This window comes from Burkholderia sp. PAMC 28687 (assembly GCF_001577465.1).
In the GTDB taxonomy this organism is placed as follows: Bacteria; Pseudomonadota; Gammaproteobacteria; order Burkholderiales; family Burkholderiaceae; genus Caballeronia.
Genome location: NZ_CP014505.1, coordinates 2,814,090 through 2,839,333, shown reverse-complemented (window position 1 = coordinate 2,839,333; position 25,244 = coordinate 2,814,090). Strand labels below are relative to the sequence as shown.

The 25,244-nt window shown below is 61.3% G+C and carries 25 protein-coding genes; 8 read left to right on the top strand and 17 right to left on the bottom strand.

All coding sequences use genetic code 11. The annotated features are described in order from the left end of the window. Positions 1–187: 187 nt before the first annotated feature. Positions 188–1,105, top strand: a complete 918-nt coding sequence (lpxC, locus tag AX768_RS13160) for a UDP-3-O-acyl-N-acetylglucosamine deacetylase (protein ID WP_062000325.1) — start codon at positions 188–190, stop codon at positions 1,103–1,105. Positions 1,106–1,160: 55 nt separating this feature from the next. Here lpxC and AX768_RS13155 read toward each other — a convergent pair whose 3' ends face one another. Then, positions 1,161–1,652, bottom strand: a complete 492-nt coding sequence (locus AX768_RS13155; RefSeq protein ID WP_062000324.1) for a DciA family protein — start codon at positions 1,650–1,652, stop codon at positions 1,161–1,163. Between the two features lie 262 nt (positions 1,653–1,914). Here AX768_RS13155 and secA point away from each other — a divergent pair, with 262 nt between their 5' ends. The 4 genes from secA (at position 1,915) to AX768_RS13135 (ending at position 7,497) form a co-directional block, all read left to right on the top strand. Beyond that, positions 1,915–4,722, top strand: a complete 2,808-nt coding sequence (secA, locus tag AX768_RS13150; protein ID WP_062000323.1) for a preprotein translocase subunit SecA — start codon at positions 1,915–1,917, stop codon at positions 4,720–4,722. A 227-nt stretch (positions 4,723–4,949) separates the two neighbouring features. After that, on the top strand, positions 4,950–6,191 hold the full coding sequence (gene argJ / locus AX768_RS13145; RefSeq protein WP_062000322.1) for a bifunctional glutamate N-acetyltransferase/amino-acid acetyltransferase ArgJ: 1,242 nt from the start codon (positions 4,950–4,952) through the stop codon (positions 6,189–6,191). A gap of 14 nt (positions 6,192–6,205) precedes the next feature. Next, on the top strand, positions 6,206–7,069 hold the full coding sequence (locus AX768_RS13140; RefSeq protein WP_062000321.1) for an ATP-binding protein: 864 nt from the start codon (positions 6,206–6,208) through the stop codon (positions 7,067–7,069). After that, on the top strand, positions 7,066–7,497 hold the full coding sequence (locus AX768_RS13135) for an NUDIX domain-containing protein (protein ID WP_062000320.1): 432 nt from the start codon (positions 7,066–7,068) through the stop codon (positions 7,495–7,497). The genes AX768_RS13140 and AX768_RS13135 overlap by 4 nt, the downstream gene beginning before the upstream one ends. Before the next feature lie 27 nt (positions 7,498–7,524). On the opposite strand, the gene yacG is transcribed toward AX768_RS13135, so the two are convergent. The 12 genes from yacG to AX768_RS13075 form a co-directional block, all read right to left on the bottom strand. Beyond that, positions 7,525–7,713 carry a DNA gyrase inhibitor YacG gene (gene yacG, locus AX768_RS13130; RefSeq protein ID WP_062000319.1) on the bottom strand — a complete coding sequence of 63 codons (189 nt, stop codon included), beginning with the start codon at positions 7,711–7,713 and terminating at the stop codon, positions 7,525–7,527. A gap of 57 nt (positions 7,714–7,770) precedes the next feature. Further along, positions 7,771–8,526, bottom strand: coding sequence for a cell division protein ZapD (gene zapD, locus AX768_RS13125; RefSeq protein ID WP_062000318.1), 756 nt, complete (start codon positions 8,524–8,526; stop codon positions 7,771–7,773). 155 nt (positions 8,527–8,681) lie between these two features. Continuing rightward, positions 8,682–9,305 carry a dephospho-CoA kinase gene (gene coaE, locus AX768_RS13120; RefSeq protein WP_062000317.1) on the bottom strand — a complete coding sequence of 208 codons (624 nt, stop codon included), beginning with the start codon at positions 9,303–9,305 and terminating at the stop codon, positions 8,682–8,684. 15 nt (positions 9,306–9,320) lie between these two features. After that, positions 9,321–10,223, bottom strand: coding sequence for a prepilin peptidase (locus AX768_RS13115; RefSeq protein ID WP_062000316.1), 903 nt, complete (start codon positions 10,221–10,223; stop codon positions 9,321–9,323). A 39-nt stretch (positions 10,224–10,262) separates the two neighbouring features. Then, positions 10,263–11,489, bottom strand: coding sequence for a type II secretion system F family protein (locus tag AX768_RS13110; protein ID WP_062000315.1), 1,227 nt, complete (start codon positions 11,487–11,489; stop codon positions 10,263–10,265). Beyond that, the gene (locus tag AX768_RS13105; RefSeq protein ID WP_062000314.1) at positions 11,489–12,703 is read right to left on the bottom strand and encodes a GspE/PulE family protein; all 1,215 of its coding nucleotides are present in this window, start codon (positions 12,701–12,703) and stop codon (positions 11,489–11,491) included. Before AX768_RS13105 ends, AX768_RS13110 begins: the two co-directional genes overlap by 1 nt. 206 nt (positions 12,704–12,909) lie before the next feature. Then, positions 12,910–14,199 (bottom strand): HlyC/CorC family transporter, encoded by a 1,290-nt coding sequence (locus tag AX768_RS13100; protein WP_062000313.1) that lies wholly within the window; start codon positions 14,197–14,199, stop codon positions 12,910–12,912. A 125-nt stretch (positions 14,200–14,324) separates the two neighbouring features. Then, positions 14,325–14,876, bottom strand: a complete 552-nt coding sequence (locus AX768_RS13095; RefSeq protein ID WP_197672636.1) for an IS630 family transposase — start codon at positions 14,874–14,876, stop codon at positions 14,325–14,327. Continuing rightward, on the bottom strand, positions 14,873–15,379 hold the full coding sequence (locus AX768_RS13090) for a helix-turn-helix domain-containing protein (RefSeq protein WP_231941265.1): 507 nt from the start codon (positions 15,377–15,379) through the stop codon (positions 14,873–14,875). The genes AX768_RS13095 and AX768_RS13090 overlap by 4 nt, the downstream gene beginning before the upstream one ends. A gap of 42 nt (positions 15,380–15,421) precedes the next feature. Next, on the bottom strand, positions 15,422–17,077 hold the full coding sequence (locus AX768_RS13085) for a tannase/feruloyl esterase family alpha/beta hydrolase (RefSeq protein ID WP_062000312.1): 1,656 nt from the start codon (positions 17,075–17,077) through the stop codon (positions 15,422–15,424). A 46-nt stretch (positions 17,078–17,123) separates the two neighbouring features. Next, positions 17,124–18,134, bottom strand: a complete 1,011-nt coding sequence (locus AX768_RS13080) for a hypothetical protein (RefSeq protein WP_062000311.1) — start codon at positions 18,132–18,134, stop codon at positions 17,124–17,126. Next, a complete protein-coding gene (locus AX768_RS13075; protein ID WP_062000310.1) occupies positions 18,135–19,487 on the bottom strand; it encodes an MFS transporter in 1,353 nt (450 codons plus the stop codon). Between the two features lie 121 nt (positions 19,488–19,608). Between AX768_RS13075 and AX768_RS13070 the strand changes: the two genes are divergently transcribed. The 3 genes from AX768_RS13070 (at position 19,609) to AX768_RS13060 (ending at position 22,848) form a co-directional block, all read left to right on the top strand. Continuing rightward, the gene (locus AX768_RS13070) at positions 19,609–20,550 is read left to right on the top strand and encodes a LysR substrate-binding domain-containing protein (RefSeq protein WP_062000309.1); all 942 of its coding nucleotides are present in this window, start codon (positions 19,609–19,611) and stop codon (positions 20,548–20,550) included. Between the two features lie 187 nt (positions 20,551–20,737). Further along, positions 20,738–21,340 carry a cytochrome b gene (locus tag AX768_RS13065; RefSeq protein ID WP_062000308.1) on the top strand — a complete coding sequence of 201 codons (603 nt, stop codon included), beginning with the start codon at positions 20,738–20,740 and terminating at the stop codon, positions 21,338–21,340. Then, on the top strand, positions 21,340–22,848 hold the full coding sequence (locus AX768_RS13060; RefSeq protein WP_062000307.1) for a glycosyltransferase family 2 protein: 1,509 nt from the start codon (positions 21,340–21,342) through the stop codon (positions 22,846–22,848). Before AX768_RS13065 ends, AX768_RS13060 begins: the two co-directional genes overlap by 1 nt. Positions 22,849–22,863: 15 nt before the next feature. Here the strand turns inward: AX768_RS13060 and AX768_RS13055 are convergent, their stop codons facing one another. Genes AX768_RS13055 through AX768_RS13040 form a run of 4 tightly spaced genes read right to left on the bottom strand, consistent with a single transcriptional unit; the run spans position 22,864 to position 25,142 of the window. After that, positions 22,864–23,409, bottom strand: coding sequence for a YbhB/YbcL family Raf kinase inhibitor-like protein (locus AX768_RS13055; RefSeq protein ID WP_231941277.1), 546 nt, complete (start codon positions 23,407–23,409; stop codon positions 22,864–22,866). Beyond that, on the bottom strand, positions 23,406–24,200 hold the full coding sequence (locus tag AX768_RS13050; RefSeq protein WP_062000305.1) for an anti-sigma factor family protein: 795 nt from the start codon (positions 24,198–24,200) through the stop codon (positions 23,406–23,408). The genes AX768_RS13055 and AX768_RS13050 overlap by 4 nt, the downstream gene beginning before the upstream one ends. Then, positions 24,197–24,715 (bottom strand): sigma-70 family RNA polymerase sigma factor, encoded by a 519-nt coding sequence (locus AX768_RS13045; RefSeq protein WP_062000304.1) that lies wholly within the window; start codon positions 24,713–24,715, stop codon positions 24,197–24,199. The genes AX768_RS13050 and AX768_RS13045 overlap by 4 nt, the downstream gene beginning before the upstream one ends. Before the next feature lie 58 nt (positions 24,716–24,773). Then, positions 24,774–25,142, bottom strand: a complete 369-nt coding sequence (locus tag AX768_RS13040) for a COG4315 family predicted lipoprotein (protein WP_231941276.1) — start codon at positions 25,140–25,142, stop codon at positions 24,774–24,776. Between the last annotated feature and the right edge of the window lie 102 nt (positions 25,143–25,244).

Here is a 25,244-nt window from a genome sequence, read left to right as displayed (position 1 = left end):
CCCGACCCTATTTGCTTTCGCGTGAATTTGGTTTTCGCGTACCGAGCCGAAGCAGTAACGGGGAGAAACAAGTTGCAACGTTCCCGCTCGGGACGACGCGAAGGGATTGGAGTATAATTCGCGCTATTGAATACAAATTCACGATTGATTCTCTCAATCGGGAGTCACAATCGAAGCGAAAAAAATCATGTTGAAGCAGCGAACCATCAAAACCATCGTCAAAACCGTCGGGATCGGCCTGCACTCTGGCCGCAAGGTGGATTTGACGCTTCGGCCCGCACCGGCGAACACCGGGATCGTTTTTGCGCGTATCGACCTGCCTGAGCCGGTCGATATTCCGGCGTCGGCATTGGCTATTGGCGACACGCGCCTGGCATCTGTCCTGCAGAAGGACGGGGCGCGCGTTTCGACCATCGAGCATTTGATGTCGGCTTGCGCGGGGCTGGGTATCGACAATTTGTACGTCGATGTCACGGCTGAAGAAATTCCAATCATGGACGGCAGCGCTGCTTCATTCGTGTTTCTGATTCAATCGGCGGGTATTGAAGAACAGAACGCGGCCAAGAAGTTCATCAAGGTGACGAAGCCGGTTGAAATCCGCGACGGCGACAAGTTCGCTCGTCTCGATCCGTATTTCGGCTTCAAACTGAAGTTCACCATTGATTTCCGCCATCCGGCCGTCGATAAGACCGGTCAGGCACTCGAAGTCGATTTCGCCCATACGTCATATGTTCGGGATATTGCCCGGGCACGGACGTTCGGGTTTGCACATGAAGTCGAAATGATGCGCGAGCTTGGTCTGGCGCGTGGCGGCAGCATGGACAACGCCATTGTTCTGGACGAGTATCGAATTCTGAATAACGATGGTTTGCGTTACGAAGACGAGTTCGTGAAGCACAAGATGCTCGACGCGATTGGTGACCTGTATGTGGTCGGTCATCCGTTGCTGGCGTCTTATGCGGCATATAAAGGCGGTCACGCAATGAACAATATGTTGCTGCGTGAATTGCTGGCGCACGAAGACTCGTATGAGATCGTGACGTTTGAAGACAAGCAAGCGGCGCCGCGCGGTTTCGCTTTCGATACGCAAACGGCGTTTGCGTAATCAGTAAATAGTCAGAGCAATAATATGAGAATGAGCGGCAGCTTTCGGGCGCCGCTCATTTTTTTTGTGCTTTCGCCTGATGACGCGCCGCCATTTTCGCGAGCGCTTCCTGAAGAGGCGATGGCTCGAGTGTTTCAGCCAGCATTTGCAGCGCATCTGCGCCAGCGGCGGACATCCGGGCTTGCTTCGGCGGAATCACTTCTTTCATTGCTTGTGGGCGAACGCGTATCTTCAGTGCGTTCACGGCCCAGCCGCGTTGCTGCAAATCCACCAGAAGACGCGGTTCGATGTGCCGCAGACGCGCCGCAAGCGCGTTGTGTCCGGCAAAAATCGAAAGCACGCCCTCTTTGATGAACCCCGGTTCCACATTGGCACCCAGATAATCCGGCAGCAACGCCATCAGGTCGCGCTGGAGCGCCGTCACCTGCTCTACGCCCGCCCGCAATGCGAGAAACTCGCTAGTGCGGCCCAGGACGTCGGACAACGCCTGCGGCTTGCGCGGATCGAAGCGTTGCGGCGGCCTTGAATTCGGCGGGAAACGGCTCATTTTTGTGTCTGCAGGGGCTGGCGGCGATGCAAAGATTGTAACGCTGCGCGCCGTGCGCCATGACGGCGCGCTTTACGTGTCAACACGGACGAACATAACCGCCATTTGCTTTATCACAAAAGATGGCGGTACAGGCTCCAGCGGGGGCGCGTGCTAAAATCCCCGATTCGTTTTCACCCATGGACTGAAGCCGCCGAGGTTCCCCGGACTGGGATGCACCCAGGGCGCTCCAAGCCGATACCGCGACGCAGACACTGATCCGATGACCACCGGTTTCCTCCAAAAGTTTTTTGGCAGTCGCAACCAGCGCCTAGTCAAGCAATACCAAAAGACCGTTGCGGCGATCAATGCTTTCGAGCCGACGATCGAGCAGTACACGGACAAGCAACTGCGGGCCAAGACCGAAGAATTCCGTCAGCGCGTCGCGAGCGGCGAATCGCTCGACCGGTTGCTGCCCGAAGCGTTCGCGGTGTGCCGGGAGGCCAGCAAGCGCGTGCTGAAAATGCGGCACTTCGACGTGCAGCTCATCGGCGGCATGGTGCTGCACTACGGCAAGATCGCGGAAATGCGCACGGGCGAGGGCAAGACGCTCGTCGCCACGCTCGCCGCGTATCTGAATGCGTTGTCCGGACGTGGCGTGCATGTGGTGACGGTGAACGATTACCTTGCACAGCGCGACGCCGAGTGGATGGGCAAGCTCTACAACTTCCTCGGGTTGTCGTGGGGCATCAACCTGTCGCAGATGGAACACGCGCAGAAGCAGGAAGCCTACGCCGCGGATATCACGTACGGCACGAACAACGAGTTCGGCTTCGATTACCTGCGCGACAACATGGTCTACGAGACCAACGCACGCGTGCAGCGGCCGCTGAACTTTGCGGTCGTCGACGAGGTTGACTCGATTCTCATCGACGAAGCGCGTACGCCGCTGATCATTTCCGGCCAGGCCGAAGATCACACCGAACTCTACGTGCGCATGAACGCGCTGCCGCCGCTTCTCGAGCAGCAGATCGGCGAAGAGAAGGCGGACGGCACGGGCGTCGAAAAGGTGGGCGACTTCACGCTCGATGAAAAAGCGCGCCAAGTGTTCCTGACCGAACAGGGCCACGAGAAAGCCGAACGGCTCCTGGCCGAGTGGGGCCTGATTGGTGAAGGCGAAAGCCTCTACGCGCCGCAGAACATCACGCTGATGCACCACGTGTACGCCGCGTTGCGTGCGCATACGCTGTTCTTCCGCGACCAGCATTACGTGGTTCAAGGCAATGAAGTCGTGATCGTCGACGAATTCACGGGCCGCATGATGACGGGCCGCCGCTGGTCGGACGGTTTGCATCAGGCCGTGGAAGCGAAGGAACACGTCAAGATCCAGAACGAGAACCAGACGCTTGCGTCGATCACGTTCCAGAACTTCTTCCGCATGTATTCCAAGCTGTCCGGCATGACCGGTACGGCCGATACCGAAGCGTACGAATTCAACGAGATCTACGGTCTCGAAACCGTCGTGATCCCGACGAATCGTCCGCCAAAACGGATCGACAAGCAGGATCAGATCTACAAGACGGCGAAGGAACGTTACGACGCCGTCACGCGCGACATTCGCGATTGCGTCGAGCGCGGACAGCCTGTGCTGGTTGGTACGACATCGATTGAAGCATCGGAACTGCTTTCGGGTTTGCTCACCCAGGCCGGCCTCAAGCACGAAGTGCTGAACGCCAAGCAGCACGCACGCGAAGCCGCGATCGTTGCCGAGGCGGGTCGCCCGAGCGCTGTAACCATCGCCACGAACATGGCCGGTCGCGGAACGGACATCGTGCTGGGCGGGAACGTGGAGAAGCAGTCGTCGTTCATCATCGCCGACGAATCGCTGGCAGAAGACGAGAAGCAACGCCGCATCAAGGCGCTCGAAGACGAATGGCAAGCGCTGCACGACCGCGTGAAGGCGGCGGGCGGATTGCATATCGTCGGTACGGAACGCCATGAATCGCGTCGTATTGACAATCAGTTGCGCGGCCGTGCAGGCCGTCAGGGCGATCCGGGTTCTTCGCGCTTCTATCTGTCGCTGGATGATCCGCTGCTACGTATTTTCGCGGGTGATCGTGTGCGTTCCATCATGGACCGCCTGAAGATGCCGGAAGGCGAGGCGATCGAAGCGGGTATCGTGACGCGTTCAATCGAGTCGGCGCAGCGCAAGGTCGAAGCGCGTAACTTCGATATCCGCAAACAACTGCTCGAATACGACGATGTATCGAACGATCAGCGCAAGGTGATCTACCAGCAGCGCAATGAATTGCTCGAAGCAACCGACGTTGCCGAGACGATCACCGCCATGCGCCAGAGCGTGATCACTGAGGTGACGCGCACGTATGTGCCGGCGGGAAGCATTGAAGAACAGTGGAGCGCGCCGGAACTCGAGGAAGCCCTGCGCAACGACTGGTCGCTCGATCTCGCGGTGCAGGAGATGATCAACGAGTCGAATTCCATCGATGCCGACGAAATTCTCGAAGCTGTAGTCGCTGCCGCCGACGAAGCCTACGAGGCGAAGGTCGCGCTGGTCGGGCGTGAGTCCTTCAGCGCGTTCGAGCGCTCGATCATGTTGCAGACGCTCGACAGCCGCTGGCGCGAGCATCTGGCCGCGCTCGATCACTTGCGTCAGGGCATTCATCTGCGTGGTTACGCGCAGAAGAACCCGAAGCAGGAATACAAGCGCGAAGCGTTCGAATTGTTCGCCGCGATGCTCGATTCGGTTAAGCAGGAAGTCACGCGCGTTGTAATGAACGTGCAGATCCAGTCGCCGGAACAGCTTGAAGAAGCCGCCGAGCAGTACGAAGAGAAGGGCAGCCATCTGGAAAATGTGTCGTTCCAGCATGCTGACTTCGACGGCAGCGGCGCCGCTGCAGCAGTTGCCGCCGACGCGACCGCCCAAATGGTCAATCAGGCCATGGCATACGGCGACGACACCACGGTCGCGACCCGCGTGTCCACTGACGACGTCCCGAAGGTTGGCCGTAACGACCCGTGCCCGTGCGGCAGCGGCAAGAAGTACAAAAACTGTCACGGCAAGCTCGCATAATCGGCGGTCTGAACGCTTTGGCAGGTTGAATCATCCAGGACAGGCGACGCAGTGATGCGTCGTTTGTCTTTGGCCGACTGGTTTTGTTTCTTGCGTTTGTGTTTTGTGTTTTTACGTTTCGCGGGCGTCCGTCTTTCATAGAATCAGGCGCCGTTTTATTCATCTTTCGTGTCGTTGCGTTGCGTTTCCTGCGCACCGGCACTCGCCACTTTCAGCGAGTCGCGAACATGGCCGTCAATTTCCCCTCGATCAATCCCGCCAACCTGCATCCCGTCGCCGGCGTCACGCTAGGCTGGGCCGAGGCGAATATCCGAAAACCGAATCGCAAGGATTTGCTCGTTGTGCAGATCGATGAAGGCGCGACGGTTGGCGGCGTGTTCACCCTGAACCGCTTCTGCGCTGCGCCCGTGACGGTGTGCCGCGAGCATCTCGACGCCGTGCGCGCGGGCGGCAAGGGCATCCGCGCGCTGGTCGTGAATACCGGTAACGCGAACGCGGGAACGGGGGAGCCGGGCATGGCGCATACGCGCGAGACCTGTACCGCGCTTGCCGCGTTGCTGGGCCTTGACGCCGCGCAGATCCTGCCATTTTCGACGGGCGTGATCCTGGAGCCGTTGCCTATCGACAGGTTGACGGCAGGATTGCCGGCGGCGATTGCGAACCAGAAGCCCGATCATTGGTTCGACGCCGCACAAACCATCATGACCACCGATACATTGCCGAAAGCGGCATCGCGTCAGGTTCAGATCGATGGCCACACAATCACGCTCTCGGGCATCAGCAAGGGCGCCGGCATGATCAGGCCGAACATGGCCACCATGCTCGGTTTTCTCGCCTGCGACGCCGCCGTGTCCCAGTCCGTGCTCGACACGCTGATCAAACACGTCGCGGATCGCTCGTTCAATTGCATCACCATCGACGGGGATACATCGACTAACGACTCGTTCATCGTGATCGCGTCCGGCAAGTCGACGCTGCCCTTGATCGATTCCAAGGATTCTCCCGCTTATGCCGCATTGCGCGACGCCGTGGCATCGGTCGCGCAAGAGCTGGCGCAACTGATCGTGCGCGACGGCGAAGGCGCGACGAAGTTCATGACGGTGACAGTCGAAGGCGGCACGAGCGAAGCGGAATGCCGGCAGATCGCGTACGCTATCGGTCACTCGCCGCTCGTCAAGACTGCGTTTTATGCATCGGACCCGAACCTCGGCCGGATCCTCGCGGCCATCGGCTATGCGGGCGTGACGGACCTGGACGTGAACAAGATCGACCTGTATCTCGACGACGTCCTCGTCGCGAAGAAGGGCGGCCGCAATCCCGAGTATTGCGAGGAAGACGGCCAGCGCGTGATGAAGAAGAGCGAGATCGCGATCCGCGTCCTGCTCGGCCGCGGTGAGGCCCGTGCCACTATCTGGACGTGCGACCTTTCGCATGATTACGTCAGCATCAACGCCGACTATCGCTCCTGAACCCGAACTCTCCCATGGATAAACTCGAACAGTTTCTGACGCGTGCCGAAGCCGTTCTCGCACGTGTTGAAGGGATGTTGCCGCCCGCCGCGCCTGAAATCGACTGGGATAAGGCCGTGGCGTTCCGCTGGCGCAAGCGTCAAGGACGTGGCTTTTTGCAGCCGGTGCCGAATCTGTCGGCGCTTTCGCTCGATGACCTTTGCAATATCGAACGTCAGAAGCAGTTGATCGAGCAGAACACGCGGCAGTTCGTGCGCAAGGCGCCGGCGAACAACGTGTTGCTCACGGGCGCGCGCGGGACGGGCAAGTCGTCGCTCATCAAGGCGTGCCTGAACGCGTATGCGTCGGAAGGGTTGCGGCTGATCGAAGTCGACAAGGACGATTTGCACGATCTTGGAGACATCGTCGACCTGATTTCGGCGCGGCCGGAGCGGTTTATCGTTTTCTGCGATGACCTCTCGTTCGAAGACGGCGAGTCGGGTTACAAGGCGCTGAAAGTGGCGCTCGACGGATCGATCTCGGCGCAATCTGACAACGTGCTGATCTACGCGACGTCGAATCGCCGCCATTTGTTGCCCGAATACATGAGCGACAACGAGACCTACAAGCACACATCGGATGGCGAGATTCATCCGGGCGAAGTGGTCGAGGAGAAGATTTCTCTCTCCGAGCGATTCGGCCTGTGGGTGAGCTTCTACCCGTTCAAGCAGGACGACTACCTGACCATCGTTGGACATTGGCTGAAGCATTTCGGCTGTCCGGAAGAAGAAATCACGAATGCGCGCGGCGATGCGCTCGTCTGGGCGCTCGAACGTGGCTCGCGCTCAGGCCGCGTCGCGTGGCAATTCGCACGCGACTATTCGGGCCGCAAGGCATGAACGCGGCGCAGCTTCCAACCACGGCGCCCGACGGGCGCAAGATGACCGATGTCGCGGTCGGCGTGCTCGTTCAGCCGGATGGCCGCTATCTGCTGGCGCAACGTCCGGAAGGCAAACCGTATGAGGGTTACTGGGAGTTTCCGGGCGGCAAGCTGGAGGCCGGCGAAAGCGTGGAAACGGCGCTCGTGCGGGAATTGCACGAGGAACTGGGTATCGATGTGACCGCTTGCGAGCGCTGGCGGACGCTGGAACACGATTATCCGCATGCCTACGTGCGGCTTTACTTCTGCAAGGTGACGGCGTGGGAAGGTGAGCCGGCCGGCCGGGAAGGTCAGGCGCTTGCCTGGCAACATCTTCCCGCCGATGTGACGCCGTTGCTACCCGCTGCCATTCCAGTGCTCGAATGGCTCGCGGCAGAGGCGGCTTAGGGCGATATCAAGCGCGAATTGAAGCGTTTAGTTGAGGCCGCTGTGGTCGTCATCTGGCGGCGTGTCCTGCTGACCGCCGCCAATCTTGTACTTCTCGGTCGCCCATGCGCCAAGGTCGATCTGCTTGCAACGGTCTGAACAAAACGGCCGGAACCGGCTTTCCGGTACCCAGCGTACATCCTTCGCGCAAGTCGGGCATTTAACGATGGTAGTCATTCGGCAGTGCGGATCTGATAAAGGTTGAGTTCGATAAATAAGGGTTTTTAGCCCGAATTAAAGACTGCACAGTGTCAGGTGAAACGGAATGTCGGCATCGACGGCACGGGGCCTCAAGTCACCATCCTGCACCGTGAAGCGCACCCACAGCATGTACTTGTTCGCGCTCGCCTCGGGAATCAGCCGCGTATCCGACGGTACCCGTACCTGCATCAACTGATACGTCCGGCCCGACAGCATCTGCTGATAGCTGCCCTGCATTGCCATCACCTTCGATGCCTGGCCCGATTCGCGTGCAAGCCGCAGCACGATTATGGCCGCGTCGCGCAAGGGCAGCATGGGCGTGACCCACTTCGCGATATCGCCGCGACGCTGTTCTGCCGGGCATTGCTGCCATGCAAAGTACGACGGCAGGTCGAAGCGGCAAGTCCCACCCGGAATGATCGTCCTGCTGCGGATACTGGCGAGCCATTCATTGTCCGCGAGATGCTGGCCGGTCTTGCCCTGCATCTGCCCGAGCCCGGCAAGCGTCTGTTCGATCTCGCCCAGCACTGACTCGAGCGCGTCCTGCTCGATTCCCGGATTGCCCCGAAACGGCGCCAGCGTCTGGCGTTGCCGTTCCAGTTCCTTCATCAGGTCGGCTTTCAGGTCGGTCCGTCCGGCGACTTCGGCAATCTCGAACAGCGTGGTCAATGCAGCGTGGTGTTCGCGCGGGTCTTCTTGAGTCAGAAAGAAGGTGAAGCGCTCGAAAAGATCTTCGAGACGCAGCAGCGTCCTGATTCGCTCGTTGAAGGGGTACTCGTAAAGGATCAAGCGCGCTCGCCTCGGCGTTGGTCGATAGTTTCGATGCGGAAAGTGAGGACATTCTAATGCCGCATCAAACCCCAAGCAAATCTCCACGTTCAATCACATCTGGCGCGCATTTTCAGCGCCGATCGTGAGGAATTCGAATGCGTTGCATGCACTTGTTAGGTACGCGGTTTGCTCTCGGCCGCGGCCATCTCGATATAGCGTGCGTGCAGGAGGTCGACCTCGCGCTGCAGTGTCTGCAGCGTGGCGGCAGAGTCGTTGACGACGACGTCATTTGCTGCGGCAAGCCGCGCTTCGCGTGTCGCCTGACGGGCGATGATGGCCAGCACCTGCTCCCGCGGGAAACCATTGCGCTGGATGACACGCTCGATCTGCGTTTCAACCGGGCAATCGACGACGAGAATCCTGTCAACCTTGCTCGCGCGTTCCCCGGCCTCGATCAGCAACGGCACCACGACGATGTGATACGCGCTGCGCGCTTCGCTGCGTTGCCGCTCGCTTTCCGCGCGGATCAGCGGATGCGTGATGGATTCGAGTTGCGCCTTGGCAGCGGGATCGGTGAACACGCGGGCCCGCATTTTCGCGCGGTCCATGGCGCCGTCGGCGGTGACGAAATCCGGGCCGAACGCGCTCTCGATCAGCGGCATGGCGACGCCGCCCGGCGCGGTGATCTGATGCGCGATCAGGTCGGCGTCGATGACCGTTACGCCGCGCGCCGAGAACATATCCGCCACGGTCGTCTTGCCGCTTCCTATCCCGCCGGTCAGGCCAATGCTGAACATCTCGTGACTCCCCCTTTATCCAAACAGCGTATAGAACGGCGTGCCGAAGAAAAGCGTGATGACGCCGCCCGCGGCGAGGAAGGGCCCGAACGGCAGCGGTTCCTCGAAGCGCATCTTGCCTATGCCGGTAGCCACCAGCCCGAAGATCGCGCCCGCAATGGCAGAAACCAGCACGATCTGGGGCAACGCTTCCCAGCCGAGCCACGCGCCGAGCGCGGCGAGCAGCTTGAAGTCGCCGTAACCCATTCCTTCCACGCCGCGTACGAGCCGGAAGAGCCAATACACGCACCACAGAAACAGATATCCCGCGATGGCTCCGATCACGGCTTCGCTCAGCGGAGCAAAGCCCGTATCGCCGAGATTGACGATCAGACCCGCCCACAGCAGCGGCAAGGTAAGCGAGTCGGGGAGATAGCGGGTGTCGAAGTCGATAAGGCTCATGGCGAGCAGCATGGCGCACAAGCCGAACGCCACAAGCGCGATCCAGTCTGGCCCGAACGCATAGAGCGAGAGAGCAGCGAGCAGCGCGGTCGCCAACTCCGTCAGCGGGTAGCGCGCGCTCACCCGGGCGTGGCATTTGGCGCAACGGCCGCGCAGCAGCAGAAAGCTCACGACCGGGATGTTTTCCCATGGACGCAGCACGTGGCCGCAATGTGGACATGCGCTGCGCGGGACGGCGAGGTTGTAGCGTTCTATTGGCTTCGGTTTTACATCGCTTTCCACGGCAGTGGTTTCAGCCTGCCACGCACGCTCCAGCATGATCGGCAGACGGTGCACGACGACTGTCAGGAAGCTGCCGATCACCAGCCCGAAGACGATCGCGAAACCATACTGCGCCACGAGCGGCAGGGTGCCGAAAGCGGAACTGTAAGCGTCGAGATAGCGGCCTGAAAACTCCGCCTGATACAAGGGATGCATGACTGTCCTGGGTCGAATTCGGCTGCGATCCTACACTACCTACACCACGTTCCCGAGCTGCACGATCGGAAGATACATCGCCACGACAAGGCCGCCCACCAGCGCGCCCAGCACCACGATCACCACCGGCTCGCACAAGCTGGCGAAAGCGCTGTTTCGTTCGTCGACCTGACGGTCGCCCAGTGTAGCCAGATCGAGCAGCATTGCGTCTAGCGACCCGGATTCTTCGGCGACGGCTATGGGTTGCACGACGTCGGGCGGAAAGCAGCCGGCCGCGCGCATGGCGGCGGCAAGGCGTTCGCCGCGGCGCAGACGTCCCGCTATCTCGACGGTGGCGGTATCGAAGATGCGGTTTCCCGTGGCCTTCGACAACGAATCGAACGCATCCGACAACGGCGTCCCCGCCGCGAGCAAGGTGCCGAGCGCGCGGCTCCACCGGGCGACGGCGAGCGCCCGCAGCAGCGAGCCCGCCAGCGGCAATCTGAGCATGGCGCGGTCGAACGCGCTGCGGGCTGACGGCACGCGTCGCAGAAGCCGCTTGAACGCGATCACGGAAACCGCGCAGAAGAGCGCGAACGGCACGCTCCAGCGCGCGACGCCGTCCGAAAGAGCCAGCACGAACAACGTCGGTGCGGGCAGCTTGGCGCTGAAGCCATCGAAGATGGTTTTGAACGTCGGCACCACGCCGATCAGCAGTCCCGCCGTAATGACAAGCGAAAGTAGCAGTACGGCGACCGGATAGGTAAGCGCGGCACGCAGCTTCGCCCGCTGGGCGCCCGCCCGTTCTCGATCTTCCGCGAGGCGCGCGAGCACGGTCGGCAGTGCGCCGGCGAGTTCACCGACCGATACAAGCTGGCAATACAGTGCGTTGAAGCATGCCGGATGACGCCCGAGCGCTTCCGAAAACGCTACGCCTTGCGTGATGTCCCGCGCAACCGCTCCGACAATACGCGGCAAGCCGCCGCGCGAAGGCGTTTGCGCGATCAGGTCGAGACATGGCGCAAGCGGCAGCCCGGCGCGCAGCAAACCGGCGAGTTGCCGGGTGAACAGGGTGACATCGGCGGCTTTGGCTTTTGGCGGCGGCGCCGGTCCCATTCCTGTGAGTTCGAGCACTGTGACGCCGTTGCGCTTGAGCGCAGCGCGGGCGGTCGTGGCGTCCATGGCAATAGTCTTGCCCCGCTTGTTCGCGCCGGTGGCGTCGATGCCCCGCCAGTTGAAGCGAGTATCGGATGGTTGCGATGCTTGCGGTGTTTGCGGTAGTTGCATTAGCCGACCTCCGTCGCACCGGCAGCTTCCGCCACGCTCGTTACGCCTTCCCGCACCCGGGCGAAGGCAGCGTCGCGCAGGCTTGGCATGCCTTCGCTCCGTGCCTGCCGCATGACGGCATGCGTGGCGGCGCGAGCAACGATGAGTTCGCGCATTGCTTCGGAAACGGGCATGAGTTGATGCACGCCAACTCGTCCGCGATAGCCGATGCCATGACAGGCAGCACAGCCGCGCGGTTCGAGCGGCCGGAAGCCCGGCTCCAGTTCCAGGTCGGACGCCACACGGCACGCTTCGCAAAGCCGGCGCACCAGCCGTTGAGCCGTGACGAGCCTGAGCGCCGATGCCAGGTTGTACGGCGCAATGCCAATGTCGATCAGGCGTGCGATGGCAGCGGGCGCGTCGTTCGTGTGAAGCGTGGAGAGCACGAGATGCCCGGTTTGCGCCGCCTTCACGGCTACATCGGCGGTCTCGGCGTCGCGGATCTCGCCCACCATGATCACGTCCGGGTCCTGCCGCATGAACGCCCGCAACGCGACCGCGAAGGTGAGACCGGCTTTGTCCCGCACGCTGACCTGATTGATGCCGGCGAGCTGGATTTCAGCGGGATCCTCAACGGAGCAGACATTGCGCGATTCGGCATTGAGCATCTGCAGGAAGCAATACAACGACAAGGTCTTGCCGCTGCCGGTCGGACCGGTCACGAGCACAAGACCGTGCGGCGCGTGGATTGCGGCCTCGACGGTCCTCTGCTGATCGGCTGCAAGCCCGAGTGCCGCCAACGATAAATCCTTGGGTAGCGAATCCAGCCGGCGCAAAACGAGCTTCTCGCCAAACAGCACCGGCAGGGAATTGACCCGATAGTCCTCAGGACTCCCATTTGCAAGCGGCAGCCGCAAGCGCCCGTCTTGTGGCACGCGCCGCTCCGCAATGTCCATCCGCGCCAGCACTTTGATGCGCGTGGTGAAGGCATCGCGCAAGTGGGGCGGCGGCGTGAGATACGTGTGCAGCGCGCCGTCGATCCGCAAACGGATTCGCCATTCGTGCTCGCCAGGCTCGACGTGGATATCGGACGCGCCGCGTGACGCGGCTTTGCGCAAGGTATCGGTGAGAAGCGCGACGGCGGGCGCGCTGTCTGCCTCGGCAATAGCTTCGGCGGGCCGGGCGCTGAACGGCGGCGGCGGGCTGGAAAAGGTTGCAGGCGGGGAGGAGGACATGGGCGTGGCTCGGTGATCGGTATGTCCCGATCATGACCTCGCACGCCATCGATTGAAACTAGACCGAATGGCTAACGCTTGCAGGTGCAAAAAATTAGACCGAATGGCTAACGCGATGCAACCGGCGACGCAAATCCCGCAAAACAGGGCAATCTGGTGCAACCCGAAACCCTGGACTGCATCCTCTTATGACACCGCCATCTTTCTTACTTTTGTTTCTTGGGCAATACGCCCTGTGGCTGGAAGACCTTCACTGTGCGAATGGCCTGACCGTCGCTGCGCATCACTTCGAAATGCACGCCCGCAATGCGCACGCTCACGTCGCCGTCGGGAATCTCTTCGAGCGTCTCGAGGATCAGCCCGTTCAGCGTTTTCGGGCCGTCGGTGGGAAGCGTCAGCTTGAGCCAGCGGTTCAGTTCGCGCAGCGGCATGCTGCCGGCCACAATGCATTCGCCGTTCTCGTTCCAGCCGCCGCTCGAACCGGCGCCGCGTGGAATGGTGGTCGTGAACTCGCCTATCAGTTCTTCAATGATGTCTTCCGGCGTGACGAGGCCCTGCAACTCGCCGTATTCATTCACCACGATCGCGATCCGATGGCGGCTTTCCTGGAAAAACTGCAGTTGCTGGAACACGGGCGTGCCGGCCGGAACGAAGTACGGTTCGGCGAGCAACTCGCGCAAGGTCTCGCGCTCGAACTCCTGGTTATGCAGCGCCGACAGCGTTTTTCTCACGTGCAGCACGCCCAGCACACGATCTATATCGCCTTGATATACGACCAACTTGTTGTGATAGCAGGTTTCGAGTTGATGAAGAATGGTGTCGAAAGGGGCATCGAAATCGAGCGACTCTATCCGGCGGCGCGGGATCATCACGTCGTCTACCGTGATGTTTTCGAGGTCGAACAGGTTCAGCAAGATGCTGCGGTGCTTGGTCGGCATGAAGTTGCCGGATTCCAGCACGACAGTGCGCAATTCCTCGGTGGAAAGCCGCTGATCCCGCCCGCCCTTCGTATTGATATGCAGCAGACGCAGCACGCCATTGGCGAACAGGTTGACGAACCACACAAGCGGCCGGGCTACGCGCATCAGCGGCGAAAGAACCAGGCTCGCCGGCAATGCGACTTTTTCCGGATACGTCGCGCCGACAATCTTCGGCGCGATTTCCGCGAACACAATAATGAGGAAGGCGACGATCCCGGTTGCGACCGACAGCACGATGTTGTCGTGCCCGAAAGTGCGCAGCGCAATGGAGGTGGTCAGCGCCGAAATGATCGTATTGATCAGATTGTTGCCAATCAGGATCACGCTCAGCAACTGGTCCGTCTTGGCCAGCAGCCCTTGCGTGACGCGGGCGCGCAGCGAACCCTGGTTGGCGAGGTGTTTGAGGCGATGGCGATTGAGCGCCATCATCGATGTTTCGGAAATCGAGAAAAAAGCGGAGAAAAACAGCAACAGAAAAATGGCGCAAATTTGCGCCCATAAGGGAATGTGGTCCACGCGAGGTTCAAAGAGGGAGGATGGGAAAGACTATAGCAGAGGCCAAAACGATTGCTTCTCGTGCGCCGCCAGGCTTTCTGGACGGCCGTCGGAACGGCCGATCCTCCTTCTGATCCGCTAAGTGTTCAGGCGAAACGGATTTCAAATTCTGAGCCGTAGGCGGCGAGCAGTTTGCCGATCTCAGCATCGATGGTTTCCTTGGTCCAGGTAACGAAACGTCGCCAGTGATACTTTGCATGCTTCCAAACGATTTCGATCAGGTTCAGCTCGGGACTGTAGGGCGGCAGATGGAAGAGCACCATGCGATGCTCGAGAAACCACCGGTCGATCGTTTCCTGCTCGATGTTGTGATGAATCGAGGCGTTGTCGAGGACGACCACCGTCATCAGACCGGGCGAGCCGTCCTTCGCGATCTGGTCAAGAAACTCAACGACGGCGGGGCGTTTGATGGTCGCCTTGCTGACTTCATGCTTCAGAAGGTTGGCGCCGAAATCAAATGCGCCGAGGACCGAGCGTCTGCAATGCGGCCGAGGAACAACACGGTGTGGCTCGCCGATGGGCGACCAGCCGCGTTGCACCGGCGGTGAAGCGCAGAACCCTGATTGGTCAAAGTAGACCAGGCGGCACGCCCCATCACGAGCGGCCTGCTGCAACTTTGAGAGCGTGCCTGCTTTCACGGCGAACTCCAGTTCGTCGCGCTTTTTTTGAGCGAGTAGCGGCCACGTTTGTAGGAAAACCCCGCGCGCTTGAGCGCCACCGACAGCGTTTCCAGGCGGCATGGCAAAGGCTGGCCATGCACCTCCTCAATGCGCAGCGCGATCTGCTTGAGCGTCATCGATTCGGTGCGGGCCGCTTCGATGGCAGTGGCGATCAAGGCATCAGACAACGCGCGAGGCCGCCCGCCTTTATGCCCGGTCAGCAAACCACACAGGCCCCTGTCGTTCCAGGAATGCACCCAGTTGTACACCGACTTGTCGCTCACATCGAGCTCGACGGCGATCTCATGAACCCGTCGGCCGCTGCCAAGCTCCAGCAGACCCAGCCCTCGGGTTCGAAAGTCTTGATGAGGATGCTTGCGCGAGAGTTGTTGCAAGGTCTTCGTCTCCGCTTCGGTCAGTTCAACAGCACATTTCATCGGCAGGCAGGTAATCAGGATGGGATTGCCTGTCAGACTCGCCATTCTGAAATTCGTTTACTCCGCACACTTAACTACGCACTGCTTTTATTGACTGCAGGTGAAGCTGCCTGCCGAATTCGCGTCTCCGCCGGTGAATTTCGGCCACGTCGGATAACGGCAAAGGGGACGCGTGCGCCCGAGTGTTGCGGGTGTCGAGTCTGTCATCGTCAGGGTGCCCGGCGCCGTACCGTTCTCCACCCACTGTTCGAGTGCGCCAAGCGAATCGACTTGCGGCAGGAATGGGCCGGTGCCGTGGCCAACGCCCGGCATCAGGTAAAAACGCGCGAAGTTATCGACGGAAGACTGGCCGAACTTCTGCACCAGGGCGTTGTAATAGTCCACGGACGAATCGGTGCTGACGATTTCATCGGCGAGACCGTGGGTGATGATCGCCTTGCCGCCTTTCGCGATGAATGCCGAGAGGTCGGGATTGGTGGCGTCGCTTTCGGCCGAAACCTGCTGGACCTGCCCCTGGTATGCGCCGGGATTGAGCGGGTCGAAGGTGAGCGAATTGAAAGTCGGAATGCGCGTGATGAAGTACTTGACCCATTGGTCGCCGGTGACCCACTGGTTTGCGTCGTTCTTGCCGGCAGGGTTGGCAGGCGTTGGAGAAGTGCCGAAATCGCGCGTGGTGTACTGACCCGCGAACACCGATCCGGCAAGGATGTTGTAGCCGGCGTAACGCGTGACGCCGTTTGCAAGCGGATAGGGCAGGAGCAAGGGTGATGCAATCGTGTTGACGGTCGCGATCTGCGCGTCCGAAAGACATGTATCGCCGGTGTCCTTGCCATCCGGGCAGCGCACGGCGGCGAGAACCGCCGGCGCCTGCAGCTTGCAGGCGGCGACGTTGGAGATGATGCCGTCGGCCACGCCATCGAGCGTATCGCAGGCTTTGGTCACGGCGTTTTGCAGCAGGACGGTCTTTTTGACGTCGAGCCAGCCCGCGCCGCCGTTGAGATAAAGCGCACGCCCGAGTACGACATTCGACAGCCGCAGGCCGGTGTAATTGAGCGCGGGGCGGTTCACGACAATGCCGTCGTAATCCGCAGGCCAGCGCTGGATCACGGTGAGGCCGTCGCGGCCGCCGGTCGAGCTGCCGAAGAAATAGGTTTTTGCAGGCGTCGTGTTGTAGCGCGCCTTGAGCAAAAGCATGGCGACATCGTGCGTTTTCTTCAGCGTCAGGCCGCCGTAGTTGGCGAGCGCTTCGTCGTTGGCGGCGAACGAGCCGTCGGTGATGCTCTTGCTCTGGTGACCGGAATCATCGCCAAAGGTTACGTAGCCGCGGGCGAGGGGTGTCGATGAACCGGCGGGCGCCATGTCGAGTGCGGCAAGTCCGGTGATGAGCGTGCCGTCGAAGCCGCCGCCGCCGTACTGCAGCGCCTTGTTGTTCCACGCGGTCGGCAGGTTGACTTCGAAGTTGATGCTCGGCGCGGTTGTATCGACGGGAGCGATGGTGCCGTTCACCTGGCAATACTCGCCGGACGTGGCCGATGCCGCAACCAGCGTCGCGCTTGCGACCGCCGCACCGCTGCTGGGCGCGCCGATGGATGCCGCCGCGATCTTCATGCCGCCGAGCGCCGAGCACGCGGCGGCGGCTGTGACCGCCGGTGGCGTGCCGCCCGAATCCGATGATGACCCGCCGCAGCCGGAAAGCGTCGCGGCGAGTAGAGATAAGCCGCAAGCGGCCAGGTAAATTTTCATAATTCTGTCTCCGTATGTTTATGAACTGCTGCCTTGCAAAAACTGTTCAGTCGGTCGCGCCGGCTGCGGATGGAGCAATGACGTGAGCCAACCTTTCCACGCCGAACAATGCGCGCACGCCTTCGTGCGAGCCGAGCATGGCGGCTCCGTTGTGGCCGACGCCCGGCACTTCCCAGCATCGATGACTCAGCGCCGGATGCCTTTCCTTGAGGTATGCGAAGTAGGACCGCCCGCGTGCGAGCCTGTGCGGCCCCTGAGCGGCGGCGGCGCAAGAACGGTCGAGCGCGTCGTGATGCGGATCGCGATCCTCCTGGCCGAGCAGGTAGATCACATCGGCGGCGGCGTAGCGTTGTTCGAGCGCTTCAAACTGCGCGGCCTCCACATAACGGGGCGCGCGTCGCACGCCGTATTTCCAGTTGTCCACGCCGGGGCACCGGGCTGTATCGGCGGGACGCAATATGCCTTGGGCGTCAGGGCGCATTGCATCGAAGTACACATACGACGACGGATTCGCAATCACGTAGCGGCAATGCACGCCGGGCGCCTTGCATCCCGCCCCGACGATCGCGTACCGGTGCGCAACCTGCGCGCCGCCAGAATGCCCGGCAATGACGACATCGGTCAACGCCGGAAACCGTGCGCGATCCGCGAATTGTTCAATGAGTGCATCGAGGACATCGAAGGAACTGAGCGGCGCGGGACCGACCGCGTCGTCGCCGCCCATCCACGATGTCCACTCCCAATGCAGCGTGTCGGCAGGCAAGCCGTGCGCGCCGATATCCGCAGTCGCGAGAAATTGCGGCACGAGCAACAACGTGCGGGCCGGATCGGTCGATGCCGCCGCCAGCGCGTTCTGCGCCGAGAGCAAATAGGCGTCGGCATCGCGCAAACGGCCATGCAACAGAACCACGATGCGCGAAACATTTGCTGCATCGCGTTCTTGCATCGAACGATAAAACGGCACAACGCCAGTCCCGCGAGGCGTGGCAACACGCAGGTGTTCGTTGCCGACGGCGCCGACCGGTTGCTCGTTACGGGGTTTATCGAAAAGGGTCATTTAATCCACCGCAACGGCTTCGGGGTCGCGGCGCAGGCGCTGCCCGGAGCGGGTCAGTCCAACCAGCGCGAGCGACACGACGCCTGCAAAAATCAGGTAGTACGCCGGAACGATGTTCGATCCGGTCAGGGTAATCAGCGTGGAGACCGTCAGCGGCGCGAGGCCGCCGAACACGGTGACCGCGATGTTGTACGAGAGCGCCACGCCGGTCGAGCGCGTTGCCGTCGGGAAAAGCTGCGTGAGCATGCCGGGGTGCGGCCCGGACATCAGGCTGAGCACAACGGAGGCGACCATTTGCGCGGCGAACACCCGTCCCGGCGTAGGCGATGCAAGCACCCACGCGAACAGCGGATACGCGATCACGACCCACACAATCGTCACGGGAAAGAACAGCCGGAACGCGCCCACGCGGTCCGCGAGTTTCCCCGCGAGTGGATACCCCACGATTGAGATCAACCCGGAAACCGCCGTTCCCATCAACGCGTTCTTGAGCGGCAAGTGCAATTGCCGCTCGACATAAAGCGGCAGGAAGGTGTGCCACAGGTAATTCGTGGCCGTGCCCACGATGATCACGCCCATCGCACACAAGGAGGCATCGCTGCGTTGTTTGAAAAAGCCGCGAATGGTCTGGCGCGGCGCATGGCCGAGCCGCTGGCGCAGTTCCACGAACTCGGGCGATTCCGCGACCTTGTGCCGGATATAGAACCCGACGGGCCCGACCAGAGCGCCGAGCAAGAACGGCACGCGCCAGCCCCAGGATTCAAGCGATGCACGATCGAGATTCGTGGTCAGCAAATAACCGCAAGCCGACGACAACACCAGCGCCACCGCCTGCGACGTCATCTGGAAGCTGCCGAAGAACATCTTCTTGCCGCGCGGTGCGTATTCGGTGAGCATCGCGGCGGCGGTCGCGAACTCGCCGCCCACCGACAAACCCTGGAGCACCCGCGCAAGCAACACAAGCAGCGGCGCGGCAATGCCGATGCTGGAATATCCCGGCGTCAATCCCATGAGCAAGGTGCTTGCGGCCATCAGCAGGATGAGCATGGACAGCGTGCGCCGGCGGCCGACGCGATCGGCGTACGCGCCAATCGCAATCCCGCCGAGCGGTCGCACGATAAACCCGACCGCGAACGTGCCGAGTGTCAGCGTGGTTGAAAGCGCTGTGTTACCGACCGGAAAAAACACATGCGCGATGATCTTCGCGAAGTAGCCATAAATGAGGAAATCGAACCATTCCAGCCCGTTGCCGATCACGGACGCCAGCACGGCGCGGCGAATCTGCGATTTGCTCAGCGTCGAGGCCGCCGTCGGCGGGAAGGCCGGTGAGCTTGAAGGGAAGGTCGTTTCCATACGTCTCCTGAAACGTTTGTTATCTAGTTGTATTTGAATGGAAGAGTACGAAACGGGTTGGCAAATGTAAAATACATATGAAATGGCATTGCCATATATCCTGAATATGTGAGGGGAATCAATGGAATTGCGTCATCTCCGGTATTTCCTCACTGTCGCGGAAGAACGCCAGTTCACGCGCGCGGCCGCGCGGCTGCATATCCAGCAACCGCCGTTATCGCAGCAAATCCAGGAACTGGAGCGCGAACTCGGCTTCGCCTTGTTCGCGCGGCTGCCGCGCGGCGTGGAATTGACATCGGCGGGGGCGGCTTTTGCCGTCGATGCCCAAGCGGTGCTAGATGCTCTGGACCAGGGCGTCACGAACGCTCGCCGCGTGGCAAACGGACAATTGGGGTCCGTGCGAATCGCCCTGACAAGTTCGGCCGCGTTCCATCCGCTCGCGACCGCCGCGATTCGTCAGTTCCGCGCGGCGCATCCGGATATCGCCATCGACCTGAACGAGATCAACGCTGCGGGGATCATCGAACGAATGATGAGCGGGCGTATCGATGCCGCAATCCTGCGCAAACCCATCGAGACGCCCGTGGAATTGCGCTTCGATCTGCTGCACGAAGAGCGCATGGTGCTCGTGCTGCCGGTCGGACATGCGTTGCTCGTGCGTCCAAAAGGCAGGCGGCCACGTAGATCAGATGAGCAGCCTCAGGTTCCGTTGAAGGCGCTTGCCGGCGAATCTTTCATTTTCGTTCGACGTCCCGGCGCGCCGGGCATGTATGCCGACTTCATCCGCGCGTGCGAAGCGGCCGGATTCAAGCCGGACGTAGTGAGCGAAGTGCCGCGCATGTCGAGTGCGATCAACCTCGTGGCGGCAGGTGCGGGCATCACGCTCGTACCGGCGTCCATGCAGCGATACCAGCAGGAAAGCGTCGTGTATTGCGCTGTGGCCGGTGACGAAGCGTTTTCAGCGCCGCTTCATCTCGTGACGCATCGAAGCTCGGCGAACCCGGCGGCGGCGCGGTTTGCTCAAGCCGTGCTTGATTTCGTCGTGCCGAAGACACAGCCCTGAAACACCGTGAAATATTACGGAACGCTTCCCGTCAAATCGGGTACGAACGCAAGTCCGCGTTTTCCCTCAGAATCGGTGGAATAAACGGGTGCGATGGCGCGTTTGAAGAGTGTCGGTCTGCACGGCTGCATGGGCAGAACCACCACATGACAACCGTCGATCCACCCCATTCCCGCACGGAGTTCCAATGTCCACGCAAGCCGCCAACGTTGCGTCAAAACAGCCTGAAGCCGAGGCGCCGCTGCGCTACACGCGCACGGCGATGGTCCTGCACTGGCTGGTCGCTGTGCTGATCATTTGCAATGTCGTGCTCGGACTGTCGGCAGAAAAGTTTCCGGACAACTGGATACGGCCGATCGTCGATACCCACAAGTCCATCGGCATCACGGTGCTCGGGCTGGTCCTGCTGCGCATCTTGTGGCGGGTATCGCATCGGCCGCCGCCGCTGCCGAAGACGTTTCCGAAATGGGAACACGTCGCCGCGCATATCGCGCATTTCCTGCTGTATCTGTTGATGATTGGTTTGCCGCTGTCAGGCTGGCTGCACGATTCGGCCTGGAACGCCGCAGCCTCGCATCCGATGCACCTTTTCGGCGTGATTCCGTGGCCGCGCATTGGTTACGTAATGAACCTCGATCCCGCGCTGAAGGAGACGCTGCACGATCGTTTCGGCGCATTGCACACGTGGCTGGGTTATGCGCTGTACGCACTTTTCGCGATGCACGTAGGCGGCGCGCTCAAGCATCAATGGATCGACCGGAAGTCGGTGATTTCGCGGATGGTGCCGTAATGGACTTGGAACTCAAGACCGCGCCGGCGCTTCCCGCGAAACACGCGTCCAGACCCACACAAACCTCGCTTGAAGCAGCGCTTGCGAAAGCATCGCCACGCATTGCGCCGCGTCCGGTGACGGTCGCAAGCGTGCTGATTCACGGCAGTGTGGTCGTGCTCTGGATGGTTCTTTTTGCCCGCGCGTTCTTCCTGCATGGCGTGGTCGCGTGGTCGACGGGGATCGCGTATGTCGTCTACGACACCTTGTTGCTGATGTTCGTCGGCGCGAAATCGTGGACGCTGGTGAAACGGCCCAAGCCGCTCGACCGTCAACAGCTCGAACAGGGTTTGCCGGCGCTTGGCGTGATCGTCGCCTCGCACAACGAGGCGGCCGTGTTGCCGAACACGCTTGCCAAGCTGCTCGGCCAGACCCACAGCGCAGCGCAAATCGTGATCGCCGACGATGGTTCCACCGACGCCACCGCCGAACTTCTCACGCAACGTTTCGGTTTGATCAAGCCAGTGGAAGGCGAGTTGAGCGCGGCATCGACGATCTATTCCAATCTCTTCTGGCTTCGTGTCCCGCACGGCGGGAAAGCGCGGGCGCTGAACGCCGCCATCGAAAAGATCAGCACGCCGATCGTGATGACCTGCGACGCCGACACACGTCTCGCCGATGACGCCGTCCTCGCCATGCGCAGCGCCTTCGCCGCGCGCGCGAACCTCGTGGCGGCGGCAGGCATTCTGGTGCCGGTCTGCAGCAAAACGCTCAGCGGACGCTTTTTCCAGTGGTTCCAGACGTACGAATACATTCGTAATTTCATCTCGCGCTTTGCCTGGATGCGCGCCGACAGCCTGCTGCTGATCTCGGGCGCGTTTGCGTCGTTTCGACGTGACGCGCTGGTCGCGGTCGGCGGGTTCGACGCCGAATGTCTCGTTGAAGACTACGAACTGATTCACCGGTTGCGCCGTCACGCGGTGGATCACGGTCTCGATTGGGACGTGCGTGTGGTTGGCAATGCGCACGCGATCACGGACGCGCCGAGTTCGCTCAGCGGTTTCATGCGCCAGCGCCGCCGCTGGTTCGCGGGTTTCCTGCAGACGCAATACTGGAACCGCGATATGACCGGCAATCGCCGATACGGCAAGCTCGGTCTCCTGATGTTGCCCGTCAAGGCGTTCGATACCCTGCAGCCCATCTACGGCCTGACGGCGTTTGCGTTGCTGATCGGGTTTATCGTGGAGCGGCGCGGCGCCGTGGTGCTGCCGATTTTCAGCGTGATCGGCGCGAAAATCCTGCTCGATTTCGCGTTTCACTTGTGGACCGTGCACCTGTACCGCCGATGGACCGGCGACACAGCCGGATCGAGCTTGTGGATGGCGGTTGTATCGGCGGTGGTCGAGCCGTTCACGTTCCAGTTGTTGCGCCACACGGGCGCGGCGCTGGGCTGGGTCGATTTCCTGGGACGTTCGCGCGCCTGGGGCGTGCAAACGAGAGCGGGTCTCGCCGCAGCCGATGAAGCCTGACGGCCGCGACGTCAGCTATCGCCCGTAGCGAATCACCATACTCGACGTTGCCAGCACGTGATCCTTCATCGCGGCAATCAACGTGTCGCGATTGAGCGCGGGCGGCATCGTTTCTCCGGCAAGATCCAGCGCGTAAGCCTGCACTACGTAGTGATGGGGTGCATCGCCGCGTGGTGGGCACGGACCGTAATAACCATCTTTCCCCGTCCGGTTGATCCCGCCGATACTTCCCGCCGGCGGCGGTCCGCCTTCTTCGAGCGTTGTCACGGACGCCGGAATCCCATACATGACCCAATGCACGATGCCGAGGCCTTTGGCGCCATCGGGATCGTAGATTGTCACCGCGAAGCTCTTCGTACCCGACGGCACGTTGCGCCATGCGAGCGGCAACGAGACGTTCTTGCCGCCACAGTCCTGCGCGCTCGCGGCGTGGCGGGAATCGAGTGTGGCGTTATCGGAGAGGGTGGGTGAGGTGAGGGTGAAGCGGTTATCAGCGAGGGCCGCGGCGCTCAGGCCGAGCCCCGCGCACAGGGCAAGCATGTCAATCTTTCGAAGGTTCATTGCCATTTTTTAGGATCGCCGCCTAACGCGGCACAGGTATCGAAGGTAATGGCGCGCAGCTTTGCCTCGCCAATTTGTCCCGACAACGCATAACCCGCTTGTTCCGTGGTCCAGTAGAACGTGCGTCGCGTGCCGTCGCGCAACATGCGGATTGCATATTCCTCCCGACGCTTGCCCGTACTGCTAGTCATATAAAGCGTGAGACGCTCGCCGCTCGCGTTCTGATACATGAACTGCGCGGCAGGTCCGTCCTCGCCCGGCAACAGACGGCCGCCGACCAGTTCGAACCCGTATTCGTGCAGCGACGGAATCGTCAACGACCGGTTGAGCCGCTTCGAAAGCCACGTCACCAGATGATCTTCCTGTGACGCGGCGACTTCCACCGCGTGCCGCTGTTCAGGCGCGTACACGGCGTAAGCGATGTCCGCGCGCTGCGCGAACATCGGCGCACGTTTGTCGCGACCGATCATCGGCAACATCATGTGCATCAGGAACCCGCACGCGATACCCACGGCCAGCCAGCTCGCCGCCATGAGATAACGCCGCCGCGGCCGCACGACGACCACTTGCGGTTCCTGGTCCGCCGTCCCGGCAAACAGCGCGCGCAACGCGTTGTCCTGCGCCCGATACGCCGCCACCGTCGCCGCGCTCTCCGGATCGCGGGCAATGCGCGCGGCGATTTCGGCGCGCTCTGCGTCCGTGGATTCATCGTCGATAAACGCCGACAGCGCTCGCAGCTCATCGGCTGAAGCGCTCGATTCCGGCCGGTCCGGATTTTCGGGTTTCGTCATGTGCCACTCACGATTTTCAACGACGCCGATTTGCGGCCCGGTTCCTCTCCCAGCATCACGCGCATGTGTTCGCGTGCGCGGGAAAGGCGCGACATCACCGTTCCAGCCGGCACGTTCAGCACCGCCGATGCCTCCTGATAACTCATGTCCTCCACGCATACGAGCAGCATGACTTCGCGCTGCTCGACAGGCAGGCAATATAACGCGCGCTGCACGTCGCGCAGCACGAGGCCGTCCACTTCGCCAACGGGCGCGGCCATCTGGCGCCAGGGCGCGGTTTCATCGTCGACGGCAATGTCGCGCCGGCCCCGCAATTGATCGATGTAAAGATTGCGCATGATCGTGAAAAGCCATGCGCGCAGGTTGCTGCCCACGCGAAACGCGGCCGAGCGGCCGAGCGCGCGCTCCGTGACGTCCTGCACGAGGTCGTCGGCCCAGGCGCGGTCTCCCGTCAGCGCGCGCGCATAACGCCGCAACTGCGGGAGAATCCCAACGAGATCAGTATCGAAACTCAACGCCCTTCGCCCATCACATGTTCAGGTTTGCTGTCCGGTCTCACTCGCGCCACATGTTTTATTGCTTCACCGTGTGCCACATGTCCTTGAAGTTCTCGCCCTTGGCGTCGCCCGCCTTGGTGTCTTTCGCGAACGTGTACACGCGCTTGCCTTTGTAAGCCCATTGTTTGCCGCCATCGGCGGTGGACATGACCGTCCAGTCGCCCTGCGGCTGGTCCGATGCATCTGCCATTGCCGCTGGCCATGCCTGCGCGCAGCCGCCCGAGCAGGCGCTTGGACCGGAGGCGGTGTCTTTGTCGAACGTGTAGAGCGTCATGCCCTTGGAATCGGTGAACATGCCGTTCGCGGCCACAGGCGGCGCGGCATGAACGGTCAGGCTGAACGTGGCGGCAAGCGCCGCGGCGAGCATCGGGATTCGCGTTTTCATTGTCTCTTCCATTTATCGATACGGTTTAAACGAACATCACCCGCGCAATATTCCGGCGGGCTGCGAATATTCTGGTCCGATTTGCGAAGGGCGGCAGAGTTT

Excerpts from the sequence above, each read along its gene's own strand:
- yacG (WP_062000319.1), bottom strand. The coding sequence starts at position 7,713 with ATGACTACCATCGTTAAATGCCCGACTTGCGCGAAGGATGTACGCTGG.
- coaE (WP_062000317.1), bottom strand. The coding sequence starts at position 9,305 with ATGTTCAGCATTGGCCTGACCGGCGGGATAGGAAGCGGCAAGACGACC.
- AX768_RS13075 (WP_062000310.1), bottom strand. The coding sequence starts at position 19,487 with ATGGAAACGACCTTCCCTTCAAGCTCACCGGCCTTCCCGCCGACGGCG.
- AX768_RS13110 (WP_062000315.1), bottom strand. The coding sequence starts at position 11,489 with ATGCAACTACCGCAAACACCGCAAGCATCGCAACCATCCGATACTCGC.
- AX768_RS13135 (WP_062000320.1), top strand. The coding sequence starts at position 7,066 with ATGAACGCGGCGCAGCTTCCAACCACGGCGCCCGACGGGCGCAAGATG.
- AX768_RS13040 (WP_231941276.1), bottom strand. The coding sequence starts at position 25,142 with ATGAAAACGCGAATCCCGATGCTCGCCGCGGCGCTTGCCGCCACGTTC.
- argJ (WP_062000322.1), top strand. The coding sequence starts at position 4,950 with ATGGCCGTCAATTTCCCCTCGATCAATCCCGCCAACCTGCATCCCGTC.
- AX768_RS13055 (WP_231941277.1), bottom strand. The coding sequence starts at position 23,409 with ATGAACCTTCGAAAGATTGACATGCTTGCCCTGTGCGCGGGGCTCGGC.
- AX768_RS13050 (WP_062000305.1), bottom strand. The coding sequence starts at position 24,200 with ATGACGAAACCCGAAAATCCGGACCGGCCGGAATCGAGCGCTTCAGCC.
- lpxC (WP_062000325.1), top strand. The coding sequence starts at position 188 with ATGTTGAAGCAGCGAACCATCAAAACCATCGTCAAAACCGTCGGGATC.
- secA (WP_062000323.1), top strand. The coding sequence starts at position 1,915 with ATGACCACCGGTTTCCTCCAAAAGTTTTTTGGCAGTCGCAACCAGCGC.
- AX768_RS13085 (WP_062000312.1), bottom strand. The coding sequence starts at position 17,077 with ATGAAAATTTACCTGGCCGCTTGCGGCTTATCTCTACTCGCCGCGACG.
- AX768_RS13155 (WP_062000324.1), bottom strand. The coding sequence starts at position 1,652 with ATGAGCCGTTTCCCGCCGAATTCAAGGCCGCCGCAACGCTTCGATCCG.
- AX768_RS13080 (WP_062000311.1), bottom strand. The coding sequence starts at position 18,134 with ATGACCCTTTTCGATAAACCCCGTAACGAGCAACCGGTCGGCGCCGTC.
- AX768_RS13115 (WP_062000316.1), bottom strand. The coding sequence starts at position 10,223 with ATGCATCCCTTGTATCAGGCGGAGTTTTCAGGCCGCTATCTCGACGCT.
- AX768_RS13070 (WP_062000309.1), top strand. The coding sequence starts at position 19,609 with ATGGAATTGCGTCATCTCCGGTATTTCCTCACTGTCGCGGAAGAACGC.
- AX768_RS13105 (WP_062000314.1), bottom strand. The coding sequence starts at position 12,703 with ATGTCCTCCTCCCCGCCTGCAACCTTTTCCAGCCCGCCGCCGCCGTTC.
- AX768_RS13060 (WP_062000307.1), top strand. The coding sequence starts at position 21,340 with ATGGACTTGGAACTCAAGACCGCGCCGGCGCTTCCCGCGAAACACGCG.
- AX768_RS13065 (WP_062000308.1), top strand. The coding sequence starts at position 20,738 with ATGTCCACGCAAGCCGCCAACGTTGCGTCAAAACAGCCTGAAGCCGAG.
- AX768_RS13090 (WP_231941265.1), bottom strand. The coding sequence starts at position 15,379 with ATGGCGAGTCTGACAGGCAATCCCATCCTGATTACCTGCCTGCCGATG.
- AX768_RS13140 (WP_062000321.1), top strand. The coding sequence starts at position 6,206 with ATGGATAAACTCGAACAGTTTCTGACGCGTGCCGAAGCCGTTCTCGCA.